This is a genomic window from Streptomyces graminofaciens, assembly GCF_030294945.1.
Lineage (GTDB): Bacteria > Actinomycetota > Actinomycetes > Streptomycetales > Streptomycetaceae > Streptomyces > Streptomyces graminofaciens.
In genome coordinates this window covers 9,353,417-9,372,155 of the sequence record NZ_AP018448.1, presented here as the reverse complement: position 1 = coordinate 9,372,155, position 18,739 = coordinate 9,353,417, and the positions used below count along the sequence as shown (strand labels likewise).

The following is an 18,739-nucleotide window of genomic DNA, read 5'->3' as shown; positions in this document are numbered from 1 at the left end:
TGGTGGTGCATACGGTGCGGTCATGACGAACACCGAGGTCCCCGGCACCGCCCCGCTCGACCTGGAGATCGACCTCGTCGCCCTGCGCGGCGACTGCGCCCGGATGGCCGTGCACTGGGCCGCCCCCGCCAAGGTCCATACGGCTCCGGTGTCCCCTTCGCTCATCCTCGGGGTGACCGTGCCGGCCCGGTCCGCACGGCTGGTGGACGCGATGTCCGACTACGGCGACTGAGCCGACGGTCCGCCGCCACCCGACTCCCCGGCTCCACCCGTCTCCCTGGTTCCCGGCTCGAACAGGGAACCGTCGGCTCCCGCGCCGCGTCCCATCGCTGTCCCCCGTAAGGGGGAGGCGGTGTACGACCCTTCCGTGTCCCTTTCCTGACAGGGCCCGGTCAGGGACAGCAGTGGAGCCGAAGGAGCGATGCGGTGAACTCCGAGCGACCCGACAACCCCGAGAACCTCGACAACCCGGACGAGGGCACCACCACGCCCGACGCCGTCGAGGAGACCGGGACTGCCGGGGATGAGGCCGCGGAGGCGGATGAGACCGCCGAGGCGGAGGGGGTCGACGACGCGGAGACAGGTGACGCGGAGACGCGTAACCCGGAGACGCGTAACCCGGAGACGGGTGACGCGGAGGCGCGTGACGCGGAGGCGCGTGACGCGGAGGCCGAATCCGCGGCCGGCGACGAGAAGGCCACGGCCTGCGAAGCCGGGGAGAAGGCCGAAGCCGGCGAAGCGGGCGGCGCCGCGGACCTCGGCGCGGACCTCGGCGCGGTCCACGGTGCCGCGCGGCCCAGGCGGCGGCGTTCCCCCGTCCTCATCGCCTCCGTGACGGCCGCCGTGCTGCTGGTCGGGGGCGGTGGGGCGTACCTCGCCACGAGCGCGTCCAGCGGCTCCGCCGGGAGCGGTGGTTCGAACACCGGCCCGAGCGATGAGGGCACTCCCCCGCCGCTCGCCCTCGACGGCTACAGCGAGGGCGGCCCGCACGACATCGCGCCCGGCGAGCCCGACCCCAACGGCGTGACGTATCGCGCGGACGGCGAGCTCCCCGACGGGCCCGACTCGGCCCCCGTGTACCGGGCCGGGGGCGAGGTGACGGCCGCCGAGGTGGCGCGGCTCGCGAAGGCGCTCGGGGTCGAGGGCAAGCCGGTGGCCGAGGACGGGTTCTGGCGGGTCGGGAACACGGCCGACGGTTCGGGGCCGGGTCTGCAGGTGGCCCGGGAGGCGCCCGGGGCCTGGACGTTCAACCGGTCCCTGCCCGGCACCGACAACTGCCAGAAGGTCGAGGTCTGCGCCTCCGGCGTCACGGCCGAGGGCACGTCGGCGGACGCCGATCCGGTGAGCGAGGCGGCGGCGAAGAAGGCCGCGGCCCCCGTGCTCAAGGCCGTGGGCCAGGACGACGCGAAGATCGACGCCACCGGGCTCACGGGCACCGTGCGGGTGGTGAACGCGGACCCCGAGGTCGGCGGGCTGCCCACATACGGCTGGGCGACCGGCATCCAGGTCGGTCCCGACGGCGAGGTGGTCGGCGGCAGCGGCAACCTGAAGGCGCCGGTGAAGAGTGACACATACCCGGTCGTGGCCGCGGAGCGGGCGCTGGAGCTGCTCAACGGCTCGGGCCGGACCGTCGGCATCGGCGGCTGCGCCACCGCCGTACCGGCGGAGAGCGAGGGCACGGCGGACTCGCTGTGCGAGCCGTCGACGACGGTTCCCGAGCCGAAGCGGCAGACGGTCCCGGTGCGCGAGGCGGTGTTCGGGCTCGCCTCGCACTTCGTGGACGGGAAGTCGGCGCTGGTGCCGTCCTGGCTGTTCGATGTGCGGCCGAAGGGCGCCGACGAGAGCTTCACGGTGACTCAGCCGGCGGTCGACCCGAAGTACCTGGCCGCCCCCGAGACACTGCCGGCCCCGACACCGAGCGGCGAACAGCCTGCGCCGGTGCCCAGCGACCCCGGTGACAGCCCGTCCTCGCACGACGTCAAGATCCAGGGGTACGAGGCCGACGGCGACAAGCTGACCGTCAGTTTCTGGGGCGGGGTGTGCAGCGACTACTCGGCCGCGGCCACCGAGGACGGGAAGAAGGTGACCGTCACCGTGACCGCGACGCCGTGGAAGGGCAAGGTCTGCATTCTGATCGCCAAGGTGGTGGAGCGGACGGTGACCCTGGACTCGCCGCTCGGCGACCGCGCGGTCGTGGGTTCGGACGGCAGGAAGATCGCGGCGGGCGGGCTCGACGGACCGAAGCCCCGGTAGCGTACGGAAAGCGCGAAAGCACGAAGGCGGCGTCCCCTCGAAAGGGGACGCCGCCTTCGTACGTACGCGTACTACTGCGGGAGCGGTGGCTCAGTTGAAGGAGTCGCCGCAGGCGCAGGAACCCGTCGCGTTCGGGTTGTCGATGGTGAAGCCCTGCTTCTCGATGGTGTCGACGAAGTCGATGGTGGCACCGCCGAGGTACGGGGCGCTCATGCGGTCGGTGACGACCTTCACACCGCCGAAGTCCTTCTCCACGTCGCCGTCGAGCGAGCGCTCGTCGAAGAAGAGCTGGTAGCGCAGGCCGGAGCAGCCGCCGGGCTGGACGGCGACGCGCAGCGCCAGGTCGTCACGGCCTTCCTGGTCGAGCAGGGCCTTGACCTTCGCCGCGGCGGCGTCGGACAGGATGATGCCGTCGGTGACGGTGTTGGTCTCGTCCGATACGGACATCTACATCTCTCCCGGGTTGTACGGAGACTGCTTGCCGACATGTGCAACCGGCGGGGCCAGGGATTCATTCCGCGCCGAGCGACTTGTCTTTTCGCCTGTTCTTTCATGCTCGCACACGTGAGATGCGGCGAACAGCAGCCTTGCGGGCGTCCCGCCCCTGCGCCACCGGGATTCATGTCACATCGACGCTATGACCATCGTCAAAGTGACGTGAACCGGGTTATGATAGATAGCGTCAGTTCGACGAAAAGTAGAAAGGGTGCGTGTCGTGACCACCGCCCAGACCCCGGAGCTCGACGTACAGCCGACTCCTCTTGCCCTGCTGCTCCTCGGCCGTGAGGCCGATCCGAGGAGCGAGCGCGGCGTCGAGTGTCCCGGCGACCTGCCGTCGCCGTCCGACCCGGATCTCGTGGAGCGCGCCCGCGCGGCCAAGGAGAAGCTCGGGGACAAGGTCTTCGTGCTCGGCCACCACTACCAGCGCGACGAGGTCATCCAGTTCGCGGACGTCACGGGCGACTCCTTCAAGCTGGCCCGGGACGCGGCGGCGCGCCCCGAGGCGGAGTACATCGTGTTCTGCGGTGTGCACTTCATGGCCGAGTCGGCGGACATCCTGACCGGCGACGACCAGAAGGTGGTCCTTCCAGACCTGGCCGCCGGGTGCTCTATGGCCGACATGGCCACCGCCGAGCAGGTCGCCGAGTGCTGGGACGTGCTGACCGAGGCCGGGATCGCCGACCAGGTCGTGCCCGTCTCGTACATGAACTCGTCCGCGGACATCAAGGCGTTCACCGGCAAGCACGGCGGCACGATCTGCACCTCGTCGAACGCGAAGCGGGCCCTGGACTGGGCCTTCGAGCAGGGCGAGAAGGTCCTCTTCCTGCCCGACCAGCACCTCGGGCGCAACACCGCCGTGCGGGACATGGGCATGTCGCTGGACGACTGTGTCCTCTACAACCCGCACAAGCCGGGCGGCGGGGTGACGGTGGAGCAGCTGCGCGCCGCGAAGATGATCCTGTGGCGGGGCCACTGCTCGGTGCACGGCCGGTTCAGCCTGGACTCGGTCAACGACGTGCGCGAGCGCATCCCGGGCGTCAACGTCCTGGTCCACCCCGAGTGCAAGCACGAGGTCGTGGCCGCGGCGGACCAGGTCGGCTCGACGGAGTACATCATCAAGGCGCTGGAGGCCGCGCCCGCCGGTTCCAAGTGGGCCATCGGGACCGAGCTGAACCTCGTACGGCGGCTGGCGAACCGTTTCGCGCCCGAGGGCAAGGAGATCGTCTTCCTCGACAAGACGGTCTGCTTCTGCTCGACGATGAACCGCATCGACCTGCCCCACCTGGTGTGGACGCTGGAGTCGCTGGCCGAGGGCAACCTCGTCAACCGGATCCAGGTCGACAAGGAGACCGAGACGTTCGCGAAGCTGGCGCTGGAGCGGATGCTGGCGCTGCCGTAGGCCTCGTGTGAGGCACTGCCGTAGTCCCCGGGTGACGTGCGCTCACCCCGACGCGGGTTTCCGGTCGGGGTGGGCGGGGTCGAGGGAGAAGAGGGTGCCGTCGGGGACCGCCGCGACCAGCGCGCCCTTGTAGAGCAACACCTGGGGATCGCTCGCGACGCCGTTCACAGCGGGCGCGGTGCGCGGCAGGGTCTCCCACAGCAGGGTGCCCTTGGGCCCGTCGAGGGCCGCGAGCCGGCCGCTGCCGCTGACCAGGTAGAGGGTCTTCGTCCGCCGGTCGTACACGGGAACGCCCGGCTTCTCCAGGCTGGTCCGGGTCCGCCACAGCCGCTCGCCCGTCCGCGGCGACACGGCGGTGACCCGGCCGCTGGACTCGGTGAACCACAGATTGCCGTCCGCCAGTGTCGCCTCGCCCTCGTACGTCTGCGACAGCTTCGTGGTGGTGCGGGCCCCGGTGTCCGGATCGAGCAGCAGCAGCGCGGTGTACGTCGAGTCGCCGAAGGGCGTACCGGTCTCCTCGCCCAGGCGTGCCACCACCACTCTGCCGTCGTGGGCACCGAGGACGGCACTCTCCAGCGGTGCCGTCAGGCGCCGGGTGGTCGAGCCGTCGGCCAGCTCCACCACCAGGATCACCGAGTTCTTGTTCGCCGCCTTGGCCGCCCGGGTGCTCGGGAAGCACTGCGCGTACATGTCCGTTCCGACTGTGGTGAACCTGCAGTAGTGGCCGACGGGCAACGCGACGGACCAGCGCTCGGCACCCGTACGGGTCGACCGTGCCGTCACCGTCCGCCCGTCCATCTCCGGGGTGAGGACCAGGGCGTCGGTCATGTGCAGGGGCAGGTCCGCGGTGTTCACGTCACGCGTCCACAGCTGATCACCGGTCTTGGCGTCGAGGGCGACGAGGCGAACCGGGTCGACCGTCGGGGTGTCGCTGAAGATGGTCTGCTGCACGAACACGGTGCCGTCGCGGACGCCGAGGACGGAGGAGTAGTACAGCCTTCTCGCGGTACCGGACGGTGCGAGGTCGGCGCGCCAGACGGTTCTGCCGGTGCGGCCGTCTACGCGCACCGGAAGGACTCCCTGGCCCCCGCAGTAGACGGCGTCCTCGTGCACCCGGCAGACGGGATCACCCCCGCTCTCGCGGTCCTTCACCACCAGCGCCTTGCGAGCACCGGACGACGCCGTCTCGAACACCGTCGTCTGCCAGGCCTTCCAGCCGTCCGGCGGAGCCGCCCACCTGGAGGCCGCGGAAGGGACGGGGCTCGGCGTGTCACCGCTCTCCGCCCAGCCCGGCCCCAGCAGATAGGCCGTCAGCCCCAGGACCAGGGCGCCGACGGTGCCGGTCGCGGCCAGCAGCGGACGGCCCACGAATCTTCGACCGGACCGGGTCGCCGCCCGCGGGTCCGCCGCGCTCCCCGCGTCCGGGGAGTCCGCGTGCGACGCCGGGGCCGGCGGGTCGTCGGGGTCCGCTTCCGGCAGGGCGGTCGCGAGCGCCTCCGCCAGCTCGTCCAGTCCTGGCCGGTCGGCGGCCTCCTTGGCCAGACAGCGCTCCAGGACCGCCCGCAGCGGCTGTGGCACCCCGTCCAGTACGGGTGCGCCGTGGATCACCCTGTACGCCGTCATATAGGGGCTGTCGGCGTCGAAGGGGCCGCGCCCGGTGTGGGCGTACACCAGGAGGGTCCCGAGCGAGAAGATGTCCGAGGCCGGGCCGGCCGTACGGGCGTCGGTGAGCTGTTCCGGGGACATGAACGGCGGGGTGCCGAACATCTGTCCGGTCTCGGTCAGGGTGTGGTTCTCCGCCGCGCGGGAGATGCCGAAGTCGATGACACGGGGGCCGTCCTCGGCCATCAGGACGTTGGCCGGCTTCAGGTCCCGGTGCACGACACCGGCCCGGTGGATCTCCCGGAGCGCCTCGACCAGGCCCAGGGCCAGCCCGCGCAGTTCTCCGGCGCGCAGCGGGCCCCGGTCGCGGATCCGCTGGGCGAGCGAGCGCCCGGCCACGTACTGGGTGGCCATCCAGGGGCGTACGGCCTCCGGGTCGGCGTCCACGACCGACGCGGTGAAGGCTCCGCTCACCTTGCGTACGGCCTCGATCTCCTGCCGGAAGCGGGCGCGGAAGACGGCGTCCTCCGCGTACTGGGCGTGCACCACCTTCACGGCGACCTCGCGGCCGGAGCGTGCCTTCGCCCGGTAGACGACGCCCATGCCGCCGGTGCCGAGCCGGTCGAGGAGCTTGTACCCGCCGACCGATCTCGGGTCGTCGCTGTGGAGCGGCACGCCCGGATCCCCTCCCCCGTAAAGCAGTTCGAGGCGCCAGGATACGTAACGGCTCACGAGGCGAACGCGCGGCGGCCGGGTCCCGAACCGTGGGGGTTCGGGACCCGGCCGCCGTGGGCCGAGGTGGCGTCGGTCGGTGTCAGACGCCCGCCGGCTCCGGTTCCTCCTCGGTGGTGGACGCCGGTCGCGTGGGCGTGTCCGTCTTCTTCGCCGCCCGCTTCTTCGCGCGGCGCTCCTTCCTGATCTCGACGATCGTGTAAAGCGTCGGGACCAGGAGCAGCGTCAGCAGGGTGGACGTGATCAGACCGCCGATCACCACGACCGCCAGCGGCTGGGCGATGAATCCGCCCTCGCCCGTGACGCCGAGGGCCATGGGGAGAAGGGCGAAGATCGTCGCCAGGGCGGTCATCAGGATCGGGCGGAGGCGGTGGCGACCGCCCTCGATGACCGCCTCGACCGTGCCGTAGCCCTGTCGCCGGTACTGGTTGATCAGGTCGATCAGCACGATCGCGTTGGTGACGACGATGCCGATCAGCATCAGCATGCCGATCATCGCCGGGACACCCATCGGGGTGCCCGTGATCACCAGCAGACCGATCGCGCCCGTCGCGGCGAACGGGATGGAGACGAGCAGGATCAGCGGCTGGACCAGGGAGCGGAAGGTCGCCACCAGCAGCATGAACACGATCGCGATCGCCGCCAGCATCGCCAGGCCCAGCGACGCGAACGCGTCGTCCTGGTCCTGGGAGACACCGCCGATGGCGGCCGTGGCGCCCTCGGGCAGCTTCAGACCGTTCAGCTTGGCCGTCAGATCCGCGCTCACCGCGCCGGTGTTCTCGCCGACCGGCTTCGCCGTGATCGTCGCGGCCCGCTGGCCGTCGATCCGGGTCATCGACACCGGGCCGTCCACCAGCTCGACCTTCGCGATGTCACCCAGCTTCACCGGGCCGAGGCGCAGCGCCTTCAGCTCGGCCAGCGTCTCGGCGGGCTCGGCCGACCTGATGACGATGTCCCGCTCGGTGTCGTCGAGAACGGCCTTCCCGCTCGTCGTACCGCGGACCGCCTGGCCGACGGCCGCGCCGAGGGTCTGGTCGTTGAAGCCGGCCGCTGCCGCCTTGTCCGTGGCCTTCACCGAGATGCGGGGCACGCTCTGGGCGAGGTCGCTGGTCACGTCCGTGACGTCGTCCAGCGTGGAGACCGCGTCGCGCACCTGCTCGGCCGCCTTGCGCAGCACGTCCGCGTCGGCCGCCTTGACGACGACGCTGAGGTCCTGGCTGCCGAAGGCGTCGCCGACCGCGACCGTGGTCGTACCGATGTCCGAGAGCTTGGTCAGGCCCTTCTCGATACGGTCCTGGACGTCCTCGGAGGACGCCGAGTCCTCCAGCATCACGCTGTACGTGGCCTGGTTGGTGTCCGTGCCGCCGCCGAAGGCCGCCAGGAAGCCGGACGAGCCGATCGTCACCTGGGAGTCCTTGACGCCCTCGGTGTCCGCGAGCAGCTTCTCGACCTTCTTCGCCTGCTCGTCCGTCGCCGCGAGGCTGGTGCCCGGCTTCAACTCCTGCTTGACGGTGAGGACTTCCTGCTCGCCCTGGTCGAAGAAGTTCGTCTTCAGCAGCGGGGCCATGCCGAACGTGCCGACCAGGACCACGGCCGCGATGGCCAGGCTGGTCAGACGGCGACGTGTGGCGAAGCGCAGGACGGGGACGTAGAAGCGCTGGAGCCTGCTCTTCGCCTCCTTCTCCTCGGCCTTGCGGCGGGCCTCGTCGGCGTCCTCGGGGGTGCCCTTCGGGGCGCGCAGGAACCAGTACGACAGGACCGGGACGACCGTCAGCGACACCAGGAGGGAGGCCAGCAGGGCCGCCGTCACGGTGAGGGAGAAGCTGCCGAACAGTTCGCCGACCATGCCGCCGGTCAGGCCGATCGGGAGGAAGACGGCGACCGTCGTGAGGGTGGAGGACGTGACCGCGCCCGCGACCTCGCGGACCGCCTTGAGGATGGCCTCCTCGCGCTCCTCGCCGTAGCCGAGGTGGCGCTTGATGTTCTCCAGGACGACGATCGAGTCGTCGACGACACGGCCGATGGCGATGGTCAGCGCGCCGAGCGTCAGCATGTTGAGCGACAGGTCGCGGGTCCACAGCACGATCAGGGCCAGGACGACCGACAGCGGGATGCTGACCGCCGTGACCAGCGTGGAGCGGACCGACGCCAGGAAGACCAGGATGACGAGGACCGCGAAGAGCAGGCCCAGCGCGCCCTCGGTGGTCAGACCGTCGATGGACTTCGCCACCGCCGGTCCCTGGTCGCTGACCACGGTGACCGTCGCGCCCGAGCCGACGTCCCGGCGCAGGTCCGAGAGCTTGTCCTCGACGGCGTCGGAGATGGCGACCGCACTGCCGTCGTGGTCCATGGTGACCTGGACGGCGAGGCTCGGCCTGCCGTTCGTGCGGGTCAGGGAGACGGCCTTGGCCTGCTCCTCCTTGACGGTGGCCACATCGGCGAGGCGTACGGGCTTCTTGGCGCCCTCGCCCGTCACCATCAGGTCCTCGATCTGCTTCAGCGAGGTGAAGCCGCCGCCGACCTGGACGGTGCGGTTGGCGCCGTCCTCGTCGAAGGAGCCGGCCGGGACGGTGGCGCCGCCGGCCTGGAGGGCCTGGGAGAGGGCCATCGTGTTCAGGCCCGCCTTCGCGAGCTTCGCGTCGTCCGGTGTGACGGTGACCTGGAGGTCGCGGACGCCGTCGACGGTGACCCGGCCGACGCCGTCGATGTCCTCGAGGGTGGGGACGACGGTCCGGTCGAGCTTGTCGGCGAGGGCCTGCTGGTCCTCGTCGGAGGTGACGGCGAGGACGACGGTCGGGATGTCGTCCGTCGAGCCGGCCACGACCTGCGGGTCCACATCGTCCGGGAGCTGTGCCCGGGCGCGGTTGACGGCCTGCTGGACATCGGCGACGAGCTGGTCGGTGCCCTCGCCGTAGTCGAAGGACGCCATGATCAGGGCGTTGCCCTCGCTGGCCGTGGAGGTGACGCCCGTGATGCCGTCGACGCCTTCGAGGCTGTCCTCGATGGGCTTCACGACCTGCTTCTCGACCACGTCCGGGGACGCGCCCTGGTAGGGGGCGAGGACGGAGACCACGGGCAGTTCGATGGTGGGCAGAAGCTGTTGTTTGAGCTGAGGTATCGCGATCGCCCCGAAGGCGAGCGCGATGATCGACATCAGACCTATGAGGGCCCGTTGCGCGAGGCTGAACCGAGACAGCCAGGACATGGGTCGGGGTCTCTCTTCCGTGGCGTGAGCGGAGGACGAACGCCCGTCGGCCGTCTGCATCGCCTGCATGTGTCGCCTGTGTGATGCAGATGTGAGCGCTCACCCAACACCCTGGGCCATCAAAGACCCCCGATCCGTCGCCCCCAGGTCCATTTCCTTATCCCCCGCATACTCCGACCGCAGTAGACGCGGGGCGACCTCAGTCAGCCCTTGGGCGTACCAGCCCCGACTCGTAGGCGGTGACCACCAGTTGCGCGCGGTCCCGGGCCCCGAGCTTGGCCATGGCCCGGTTGACGTGTGTCTTCACGGTCAGCGGACTGACCGCGAGGCGCTCGGCGATCTCGTCGTTGGAGAGCCCGGCGGCGACCTGGACGAGGACCTCGCGCTCACGGCCGGTCAGCGCGTCGAGCCGGGCGGAGCGGTCGCCCTCCCGGTCCTTGTCGTCGGCCTCCGGCTGTGCGAGGAAGCGGGCGATCAGACCCTTGGTGGCGGCGGGCGACAGCAGGGCCTCGCCGCCGGCGGCGACCCGGATCGCGCTCAGCAGTTCCTCCGGCTCGGAGCCCTTGCCGAGGAAGCCGGAGGCGCCGGCGCGCAGCGACTGCACGACGTAGTCGTCGACCTCGAAGGTGGTGAGGATGACCACGCGGACATGGGCGAGGGCGGGGTCGGCGCTGATCAGGCGGGTGGCGGCGAGGCCGTCCGTGCCGGGCATCCGGATGTCCATCAGTACGACGTCGGCCCGCTCCTCCTTGGCGAGCCGGACCGCTTCCGCGCCGTCCGAGGCCTCCCCCACGACCTCCATGTCCGGCTCGGAGTCGACGAGCACCCGGAAGGCGCTGCGCAGCAGGGCCTGGTCGTCGGCGAGCAGGACGCGGATGGTCATACGGGCTTCCCCTGAGCGCTGGTCCGGTTCTTGATCGGCAGGATCGCATGGACGCGGAAGCCGCCGCCGTACCGGGGGCCGGTGGTGAGGGTGCCGCCGAGGGCGGTGACACGTTCACGCATACCGAGGAGGCCGTGACCACCGCCGTCGCCGTCGCCGTCCGGGGTCTCGCCGTGCCCGGGGCCGTTGTCGAGGACGGTGATCTCCACGTGCGGCCCCACGCGTACGACGCTGACCTCGGCCTTCGCCTCCTGGCCGGCGTGTTTGCGGACGTTGGTGAGGGCTTCCTGGATGACGCGGTACGCGGCGAGGTCGACGGCGGCGGGGAGGGCGGTGCCCTGGTCGGTGCGGGCGACCTCGACGGCGAGACCGGCGCTGCGAAAGGTGCCGACGAGTTCGTCGAGGCGGTCGAGGCCCGGGGCGGGTTCGGTGGGGGCCTCGGGGTCGCCGGACTGCCTCAGCAGGCCGACCGTGGCGCGCAGTTCGTTCAGCGCGGAGCGGCTGGCCTCGCGGACGTGGGCGAGGGCCTCCTTGGCCTGGTCGGGCCGTTTGTCCATGACGTGGGAGGCGACTCCGGCCTGGACGTTGACGAGGGCGATGTGGTGGGCGACCACGTCGTGCAGATCGCGGGCGATCCGGAGGCGCTCCTCGGCGACCCGGCGGCGGGCCTCCTCCTCGCGGGTGCGTTCGGCGCGTTCGGCGCGTTCGCGGATGGCGTCGACGAAGGCGCGGCGGCTGCGGACCGCGTCCCCGGCGGCCGCGGCCATGCCGGTCCAGGCGAAGACGGCGAGGTTCTCCTGGGCGTACCAGGGCAGCGGGCCGGCGAGCATGGCGGTGCCCGTGAGGGTGGTCATGGTGAGGAGGCCGACGCGCCAGGTGGTGGGGCGGTCGGTGCGGGAGGCGACCGTGTAGAGGGCGATCACGGCGGACATCGCGACGGGGGCGCGGGGGTCGCCGGTGACGAGTTCGGTGAGAGTGAGGGCGGAGGTGGCGGCCAGGACGGCCATGGGGGCGCGGCGGCGGGCGACCAGGGCCGCGGCGGCGAGGGTCATGAGGGTGAGGCTGAGGGTGTCGGGGGTGCGGACGCCCCAGCGGGCGCCGTGTTCGGCGTGGGGATCGATGAAGGAGCCGGCGACCATCGCGGTGAGGGCGCCGATGGCGAGGGCGGCGTCCAGGGCGAGGGGGTGCGCCTTCAGCCAGGTCCTGGTGCGAAGGAGGGTACTCATGGGGGCCTCCAGGGGCTGGCGCCCCTTCGACCCCGTACGCGAGGGAGCACAGGGGTGAGGGTGCGTTGGCGGGTGCGGGTTCGATGTGGTTGCTCGCGCAGTTCCCCGCGCCCCTGACAGCACTGGGGTGCCCCCATGTCTTTCAGGGGCGCGGGGAACTGCGCGCCAAGCCCCCACCCACCCGCAGACGAATGACCGCTAACCCGGGATCAACCCGTCGTCGCGGAGCATCTCCCTGACTTCATCCAGGGTCGCGTCCGGGGCGGGAAGGATCAGCTCGGACGGCTCCAGGGAGTCGTCCGGCAGCGGCGTGCCAAGTTCGCGGACCTTGGCCAGGAGGGAGTGGAGAGTGGCCCGGAAGCCGGGCCCGTCGCCGTTCTCCATCTCCTGCAACAGCTCGTCGTCCAGCTTGTTCAGCTCGGCGAAGTGGCTGTCGGCCAGCTCCACCTGCCCCTCCCCCATGATCCGTACGATCATGTCGCCCTCCTCAGGGACGCGAGACGCCTACTTCTCGAAGCGCGGGGTGTCCTGCTGCTGGGACTGCTGCGCCGAGCCCTGGCCGTTGCCGCCCTCGATGGCCTGCTGCCCGGCCGACGAACCTCCCGCCAGCTCCGCCTTCATGCGCTGGAGCTCCAGCTCGACGTCCGTACCACCGGAGAGGCGGTCCAGCTCGGCCTGGATGTCGTCCTTGTGCATACCCGACGGGTCGTCGAGGGCGCCGGAGGCCAGCAGCTCGTCGATCGCGCCGGCGCGGGCCTGCAGCTGGGCCGTCTTGTCCTCGGCGCGCTGGATCGCGAGACCGACGTCGCCCATCTCCTCGGAGATGCCGGAGAACGCCTCGCCGATCCGGGTCTGGGCCTGCGCCGCGGTGTACGTGGCCTTGATCGTCTCCTTCTTCGTACGGAAGGCGTCGACCTTGGCCTGAAGCCGCTGAGAGGCGAGGGTCAGCTTCTCCTCCTCGCCCTGGAGCGTGGAGTGCTGGGTCTCAAGATCCGTGACCTGCTGCTGGAGCGCGGCACGGCGCGAGAGCGCCTCGCGGGCCAGGTCCTCACGGCCCAGCGCGAGCGCCTTGCGACCCTGGTCCTCCAGCTTCGAGGACTGCGACTGGAGCTGGTTGAGCTGGAGCTCCAGGCGCTTGCGGGACGTGGCCACATCGGCAACACCGCGCCGCACCTTCTGGAGCAGCTCCAGCTGTTTCTGATACGAGTAGTCGAGGGTCTCGCGCGGGTCCTCGGCCCGGTCAAGGGCCTTGTTCGCCTTCGCGCGGAAGATCATCCCCATACGCTTCATGACACCGCTCATGGGCTTCGCGCGCCCCCTTCTGACGGACTCCACATCCAGCACTGCGACAGAACCCACAGTACGGGCCCTGCATCCATTACCGCACTGTTCGGGGACGGATACGCTCCTCCCCAAGGACGACTGTGTACGGCTCCGCTCCGGCGTAGGGAGTAGGTGTCTCCCCGGGGTACGTACGGGCCGCGCCCCCGGAATTCCTCAGACCCTCCGCGGACGAACCGGCACCGCCCTCCCCTTTTCCCGGGATTTCAGGCCATTTTCGCCCCCGCTCTGCGCCTGTAGAGACGCCCGGTGTTGCCGGATCGTTCCCACCTCGGCTGGGGTCCATGCCCCGGCACCCCGTACCCTTGGGTTTTGTGTTCCGTAGCCGTGCCAAGAGCGAGAAGGCCAGCGCCGCCGATCAGGCGCCGGTGACCGACTCCCCGCAGACCCGTCATCCGCAGGCCCCCAAGGGTCGTCCCACTCCCAAGCGGAGTGAGGCCCAAGGGCAGCGCCGTAGCGTCGCCAATACGCCGACGACGCGCAAGGAGGCCGCCAAGCGCTCCCGCGACGAGCGCCGCGCCGCGCTGGAGAAGCAGCGCCAGGCGCTGGCAGGGGGCGACGAGCGGTATCTGCCCGCGCGGGACAAGGGTCCGGTGCGCAGGTTCGCCCGTGACTTCGTGGACTCGCGGTTCCATGTCGCCGAGTTCTTCCTGCCGCTGGCCGTGGTCATCCTCATCCTGAGCACGATCCGCGTGGGCGCGCTGCAGAACATCGCGCTGCTGCTGTGGCTCGTCGTGATCATCCTGATCGTGGTCGACTCGATCGGTGTGGGGATCCGGCTGAAGAAGCAGCTCAGCACGCGCTTCCCGAACGAGAACAAGAAGGGCGTCGTCGCCTACGCCCTGATGCGCACCCTCCAGATGCGTCGCCTCCGGCTGCCGAAGCCGCAGGTCAAGCGCGGAGAGCGGCCCTGAGCACGACGGCTTTCTCCGGGGGCGCGGCCGAGGCCTGGCTCAACAGGCTCGGGACGCTGCGTGAGGTCGTACGGCAGGCGCTGGTGTCGCGGCAGGTCGACGAGCAGATAGTGGGCCGGTTCCCGGTCGGGCAGCGGCTGCGGGTGCTCGACGTCGGTATGGGGCAGGGCACTCAGGCGCTGCATCTGGCGCGGGCCGGGCATCAGGTGACCGGCATCGAGCGGGAGCCGAAGCTGATCGCCGTGGCCCGGGAGAAGCTCGCCGCCGAGCCCGAGGGCATCCGGGGCCGGGTGCGGATCGTCGAGGGCGACGGCCGGGACACCGGTGTGCACTTCCTGCCGGGCAGTTTCGACGTGGTGCTCTGCCATGGCGTGTTGATGTACGTCGAGGAGCCGGACGCGCTGCTGGCGGGGCTCGCCCGGATGCTCGCGCCCGGGGGACTGCTGTCGCTGCTGGTGCGCAACGGCGACGCGCTCGCCATGCGGCCCGGGCTGGCCGGGGACTGGGCGGGGACGCTGGGCGCCTTCGACACCACCGCGTACCGGAACCGGCTGGGGCTCGATGTACGGGCGGACCGGCTGGGGGCACTCACGGCGACGCTCGCGGGGATCGGGGCGCCGCTGCACGCGTGGTACGGGGTGCGGGTGTTCACCGATCTCGCCTCGGACGACGCGGCCGTGCCCGCTGACCTGGAGGCGCTGCTGGCCGCGGAGGAGCGGGCCGGGCGGACGGATCCCTATCGGCAGGTGGCGGCGTTGCTGCATCTGTGCGGGGTGCGGGGCTGAGGGACGGGGGGTTTCCCCGCGCCCGCGCCCTCGTCCTCGGACGCCGGACGGGCTGAGATCTCCAGCCCGTCCGTCATCTGTTCCTGCTGCCCGCTCCCGCTACGCGTCCTCGGCGTGCAGGCTCATCGGGCCGTAGATCTTCGTGCCGTCCTCGAACAGGTGGACCTGGTCCGCGCCGCCTTCGAGGAGTTCCTTCCAGTACTCGCCGATCCAGGACTCGGCGTCCCCCTGGGTGGTGAACTCCTCGGGCTGGACAGCGGGCTGGACCTCCGTCCCGTCGGTCTTCTCGAATCGCCACGTCCATGCCGCCATGTGAGCCTCCGTAAGTACCGAGCAAGATCCGGTTCCTGTTCGCAGCCTAGTCGGACGCGCAAGACCTGCGAGGACAACTGGGAACAAGCGAAAATCGGGGCCGTGGAACTGACTCTGCTCGGCACCGGCGCACCCGCCGGTCTCCCCCGTCCCGACTGCCCGTGCGCGGCGTGCGCAACGGCGCTCGGTCCCGCCGCGCGCGGGGCGACCGCGCTCCTTGTGGACGGCACACTGCTGCTCGACCTCACGCCGGGCGCCGCCCTCGCGGCCGCGCGCGCCGGTCACACGCTGGCCGGCGTACGGCAAGTGCTGCTCTCCCATCCGCACCACGGGCCCGCCATGGAGGTCCCGGCGGGGCTGCCGCAGCCCGGGCGGGTGCCGGACGGGCGGGAGTTGGCGCTGCTGACCGGGCACCGGGTGCGGGCGCTGGCGCTGGACGCGCCCGGGACGGGGTACGAGGTGACCGGGCCGGACGGGCAGCGGTTGCTGTATCTGCCGCCGGGGGCCGCGCCCGCCGGGCTGGAGGAGCAGTCGGTCGAGCCGTACGGCATGGTGCTCGCCGATGTGGTGGGGCGGCCGGACGCCCTGGCACGACTGCGGGCGGTGGGGGCGATCGGGGCGACGACCGATGTCGTCGCCGTGCATCTCGACCACGACGTGCCGCCGGGGGCCGAACTGCCGCGGCGGCTCGCGGCTGCCGGGGCGCGGGCCGTGCCGGACGGGGTGACGCTGACGGTGGGGGTGTACGAGGACGTGCCCGATGTGCCGCGCAGGACGCTCGTGCTCGGTGGGGCGCGGTCCGGGAAGTCGGTGGAGGCGGAGCGGCGACTGGAGGCGTTCCCGGACGTGCTGTACGTGGCGACGGGCGGGACGCGGAACGGGGACGGGGAGTGGGCGGCGCGGGTGGCCGCGCATCGGGAGCGGCGGCCGGGGTCCTGGCGTACCGCCGAGACCTGCGATCTCGTACCGCTGCTGAAGGACGACGACGGGGCGCCGCTGCTCGTCGACTGTCTGTCGCTGTGGCTGACGGACGCCATGGACGCGGTGGGGGCGTGGGACGACGCCGAGTGGGCGGGCGGCGGTGAGCGGGCGTTGCGGGCGCGGGTGACCGAGTTGTGCGCCGCCGTGCGGCAGACCCGCCGTACGGTCGTGGCCGTGTCGAACGAGGTGGGGTCCGGGATCGTGCCCGCCACCGCCTCCGGACGCCGCTACCGGGACGAACTCGGGCGACTGAACGCCGCGTTCGCACAGGAGTGCGAGCATGTGCTGCTGGTGGTGGCGGGGCAGGCGCTGCCGCTGCGGTGACACCCCTCGGCCGGCTGGTGGCGCTTATCGGGCCGGTGGCACCCGGCGCGCGACGATGCGGTGTGCGCCGGGCGGGAACGGCGCGCAGGCCCGCGTGGTGAGGACCTTGCAGCCGAGGGAGTCCAGTTCGGCGAGCAGGTTGCGCAGGGGCATGAGGTGGAGGGGGCGCGGGCGTTCGTAGCGGGTCCAGGTCCAGGCCCGCCAGGCCCAGGCCCACCAGTTGCCGGGCAGGGGGCCGAACGGGCGGACGGGGTCGGGCACTTCGACGAGGAGATGGCCGCCGGGGCGCAGCACGCCGAGGGCGGCACGGAGTTCCTCGCGGGGGTCGGGGGTGTGCTCCAGGTGGTGGAACATGCTGACCACGTCGTAGCGGGCGCGCAGCCGGGCGGCGATCTCCGGGTCGGTGAGGGTGCCCTGGTGGGCCTCCTCGATCCGCCCGGCCGCCCGGGCCCGTTCGACGCGCGGGGTGAAGTCGAGGCCGTCGAAGGCGGTGTACGGGTGGACCTCGCGGGCGGCCTCCGGGAAGTACCCGTGGCCGGTACCGACGTCGAGCCAGCTCTCCGGCTCGGGGTACGGCAGCATGGCGCGGGCGGCGGCCCGGTGGCGCCGGCGGCCGATCCGGCCGGCGAGATGGGAGCGGACCTGGCCCTCGGCCGGGTACCTGTGGTGGCGCAGGAGCAGCCCGTCCGCCGTGGGCCGGGGGTTCTGGAAGGCATGGGAGCAGTCCCCGCACTCGTCCACCACGAACGTGCCCGGCGTGCGCCGCGCACCCTCCGGCGCGCGCAGCCGGGTACGCAACCGCCGGGAGCCGCACCAGGGGCAGTCGTCCCGGCGCGGCTCCTGGAAGGGGTCGGCGCCCGGGGTGTGTTGACCGGGGACGGGGTCCGGGCGCGGGGTGGAGGACATGGCGGCTCCTGCGGGCGGGAACGTATGGACATTCGCCTAAAAAAGGTACGTACGGGATGTCGGGCATCGGTGCAATGACGTGTCCGTGGCGCGGTGCAGGCGACGTCCTCTGCGAGGTCCCGGTGTGGCGCGGTCGTGTTCGATCGGTGCCGGTACTGTTCGGCGAATGAGCTCGCTTAATCTCGACGACTTCACCGATCTGATCGAGCGCCCCGACGGCGGGGTGCGCCGCGACGCCGAGGCGCGACGGGAGCGGCAGATCGTGCCGCCCGGGGCGCTGGGCCGCCTCGACGACCTGGGTGAGTGGCTGGCGGCGGCACAGTCGTCCGTGCCGGTGCGGCCGATCACGCAGCCCCGTGTGGTGCTGTTCGCGGGCGACCACGGGGTCGCCGAACTGGGCGTGTCCGCGCGGGAGGCCGGCAGTGCCCACCAGCTGGTGCGGGCGGTGCTCGACGGGAGCAGCCCGGTGTCGGTGCTGGCCCGGCAGTTGGACGTGCCGGTGCGAGTGGTCGACCTGGCGCTGGACTGCGACCCGGAGTCGCTGCCCGACGCGGTCGTGCGGCACCGGGTGCGGCGCGGGTCCGGGCGGATCGACGTCGAGGACGCGCTGACGGCGGAGGAGGCGGAGGCCGCGTTCCGGACGGGGGTCGCGCTCGCGGACGAGGAGGCCGACTCCGGGACCGATCTGGTGGTGCTCGGGGATGTGAGCGTCGGGGGGACCACGGCCGCGGCGGTGCTCGTCGCGGCGCTGTGCGGCACCGACGCGTCCGTCGTCACCGGGCGGGGTGGGCGGGCGATCGACGATCTGGCGTGGATGCGGAAGTGCGCGGCCGTGCGGGACGCCTTGCGGCGGGCTCGGCCGGTGCTCGGGGATCAGCTGCAGCTGCTGGCGACGGTGGGTGGGGCCGATCTGGCGGCCATGACCGGGTTCCTGTTGCAGAGTGCGGTGCGGAAGATGCCGGTGATCCTGGACGGGGTCGTCTCGGCGGCCTGCGCGTTGGTGGCTCAGCGGGTCGCCTTCCGGGCGCCGGACTGGTGGCTGGCGGGGCAGAACAGCGGGGAGCCGGCACAGGCGAAGGCGTTGGACCGGATGGCGATCGAGCCGCTGCTCGACCACGGGGTGAAGGTCGGGGAGGGGGCGGGGGCGTTGTTGGCGTTGCCGTTGGTGCGGGTCGCTGCCGCGTTGTCCGCGGAGTTGCCGGAGCGGGCTTCGGAGGATGTCGTGGAGAAGGAGGCGGCCGCGGTGCGGTCGGGGATCGAGGACATGGACGCGACGTAGGCCCCCCGGGGCGCGCGGTCTTTTCGCCCCCGCCGCCCCTACCCCTCCCATCCCCCAGGGGCGGCCGCCCCTTCGACCCCGCCCCTTTGACCCCGC

Annotated in this window: 16 protein-coding genes; 7 read left to right on the top strand and 9 right to left on the bottom strand. The window is 71.7% G+C overall.

Annotated elements, in window-relative coordinates; translation table 11 throughout:
- The first annotated feature begins 22 nt into the window (after positions 1-22).
- Both SGFS_RS41210 and SGFS_RS41205 read left to right on the top strand, forming a co-directional pair.
- Positions 23-232 carry a hypothetical protein gene (locus tag SGFS_RS41210; protein WP_286257408.1) on the top strand — a complete coding sequence of 70 codons (210 nt, stop codon included), beginning with the start codon at positions 23-25 and terminating at the stop codon, positions 230-232.
- Positions 233-426: 194 nt separating this feature from the next.
- Positions 427-2,253 carry a hypothetical protein gene (locus SGFS_RS41205; RefSeq protein ID WP_286257407.1) on the top strand — a complete coding sequence of 609 codons (1,827 nt, stop codon included), beginning with the start codon at positions 427-429 and terminating at the stop codon, positions 2,251-2,253.
- 90 nt (positions 2,254-2,343) lie between these two features.
- On the opposite strand, the gene SGFS_RS41200 is transcribed toward SGFS_RS41205, so the two are convergent.
- Positions 2,344-2,700 (bottom strand): iron-sulfur cluster assembly accessory protein, encoded by a 357-nt coding sequence (locus SGFS_RS41200; protein WP_286257406.1) that lies wholly within the window; start codon positions 2,698-2,700, stop codon positions 2,344-2,346.
- Between the two features lie 268 nt (positions 2,701-2,968).
- On the opposite strand from SGFS_RS41200, the gene nadA reads away from it, so the two are divergent.
- Positions 2,969-4,153, top strand: coding sequence for a quinolinate synthase NadA (gene nadA, locus SGFS_RS41195; RefSeq protein WP_286257405.1), 1,185 nt, complete (start codon positions 2,969-2,971; stop codon positions 4,151-4,153).
- A 42-nt stretch (positions 4,154-4,195) separates the two neighbouring features.
- Here the strand turns inward: nadA and SGFS_RS41190 are convergent, their stop codons facing one another.
- From SGFS_RS41190 to SGFS_RS41165, 6 genes are all read right to left on the bottom strand, one after another.
- Positions 4,196-6,430 carry a protein kinase domain-containing protein gene (locus SGFS_RS41190; protein WP_286260308.1) on the bottom strand — a complete coding sequence of 745 codons (2,235 nt, stop codon included), beginning with the start codon at positions 6,428-6,430 and terminating at the stop codon, positions 4,196-4,198.
- A gap of 139 nt (positions 6,431-6,569) precedes the next feature.
- Complete coding sequence (locus tag SGFS_RS41185) at positions 6,570-9,692, bottom strand: efflux RND transporter permease subunit (RefSeq protein ID WP_286257404.1); 3,123 nt, start codon at positions 9,690-9,692, stop codon at positions 6,570-6,572.
- Between the two features lie 199 nt (positions 9,693-9,891).
- Complete coding sequence (locus SGFS_RS41180) at positions 9,892-10,575, bottom strand: response regulator (RefSeq protein WP_286257403.1); 684 nt, start codon at positions 10,573-10,575, stop codon at positions 9,892-9,894.
- The gene (locus tag SGFS_RS41175) at positions 10,572-11,801 is read right to left on the bottom strand and encodes a sensor histidine kinase (protein WP_286257401.1); all 1,230 of its coding nucleotides are present in this window, start codon (positions 11,799-11,801) and stop codon (positions 10,572-10,574) included. The genes SGFS_RS41180 and SGFS_RS41175 overlap by 4 nt, the downstream gene beginning before the upstream one ends.
- Positions 11,802-11,999: 198 nt before the next feature.
- Positions 12,000-12,278, bottom strand: coding sequence for a PspA-associated protein PspAA (pspAA, locus tag SGFS_RS41170; protein ID WP_286257398.1), 279 nt, complete (start codon positions 12,276-12,278; stop codon positions 12,000-12,002).
- A gap of 27 nt (positions 12,279-12,305) precedes the next feature.
- Positions 12,306-13,091 (bottom strand): PspA/IM30 family protein, encoded by a 786-nt coding sequence (locus tag SGFS_RS41165; protein ID WP_286257396.1) that lies wholly within the window; start codon positions 13,089-13,091, stop codon positions 12,306-12,308.
- Between the two features lie 335 nt (positions 13,092-13,426).
- On the opposite strand from SGFS_RS41165, the gene SGFS_RS41160 reads away from it, so the two are divergent.
- Entirely contained in the window at positions 13,427-14,056 is a 630-nt protein-coding gene (locus tag SGFS_RS41160) for a DUF3043 domain-containing protein (protein ID WP_286257395.1), read from the top strand.
- 83 nt (positions 14,057-14,139) lie between these two features.
- Positions 14,140-14,841: a class I SAM-dependent methyltransferase gene (locus SGFS_RS41155; RefSeq protein WP_286257394.1), complete on the top strand. Its 702-nt coding sequence runs from the start codon at positions 14,140-14,142 to the stop codon at positions 14,839-14,841.
- 99 nt (positions 14,842-14,940) lie between these two features.
- Here the strand turns inward: SGFS_RS41155 and SGFS_RS41150 are convergent, their stop codons facing one another.
- Positions 14,941-15,153 (bottom strand): hypothetical protein, encoded by a 213-nt coding sequence (locus SGFS_RS41150; RefSeq protein WP_286257393.1) that lies wholly within the window; start codon positions 15,151-15,153, stop codon positions 14,941-14,943.
- Positions 15,154-15,255: 102 nt separating this feature from the next.
- On the opposite strand from SGFS_RS41150, the gene SGFS_RS41145 reads away from it, so the two are divergent.
- A complete protein-coding gene (locus tag SGFS_RS41145; protein ID WP_286257391.1) occupies positions 15,256-16,458 on the top strand; it encodes a bifunctional adenosylcobinamide kinase/adenosylcobinamide-phosphate guanylyltransferase in 1,203 nt (400 codons plus the stop codon).
- A gap of 24 nt (positions 16,459-16,482) precedes the next feature.
- On the opposite strand, the gene SGFS_RS41140 is transcribed toward SGFS_RS41145, so the two are convergent.
- Entirely contained in the window at positions 16,483-17,364 is an 882-nt protein-coding gene (locus SGFS_RS41140; RefSeq protein ID WP_286257390.1) for a class I SAM-dependent methyltransferase, read from the bottom strand.
- A 166-nt stretch (positions 17,365-17,530) separates the two neighbouring features.
- Here SGFS_RS41140 and cobT point away from each other — a divergent pair, with 166 nt between their 5' ends.
- Positions 17,531-18,643, top strand: coding sequence for a nicotinate-nucleotide--dimethylbenzimidazole phosphoribosyltransferase (gene cobT / locus SGFS_RS41135; protein WP_286257389.1), 1,113 nt, complete (start codon positions 17,531-17,533; stop codon positions 18,641-18,643).
- The last annotated feature ends 96 nt before the right edge of the window (positions 18,644-18,739 follow it).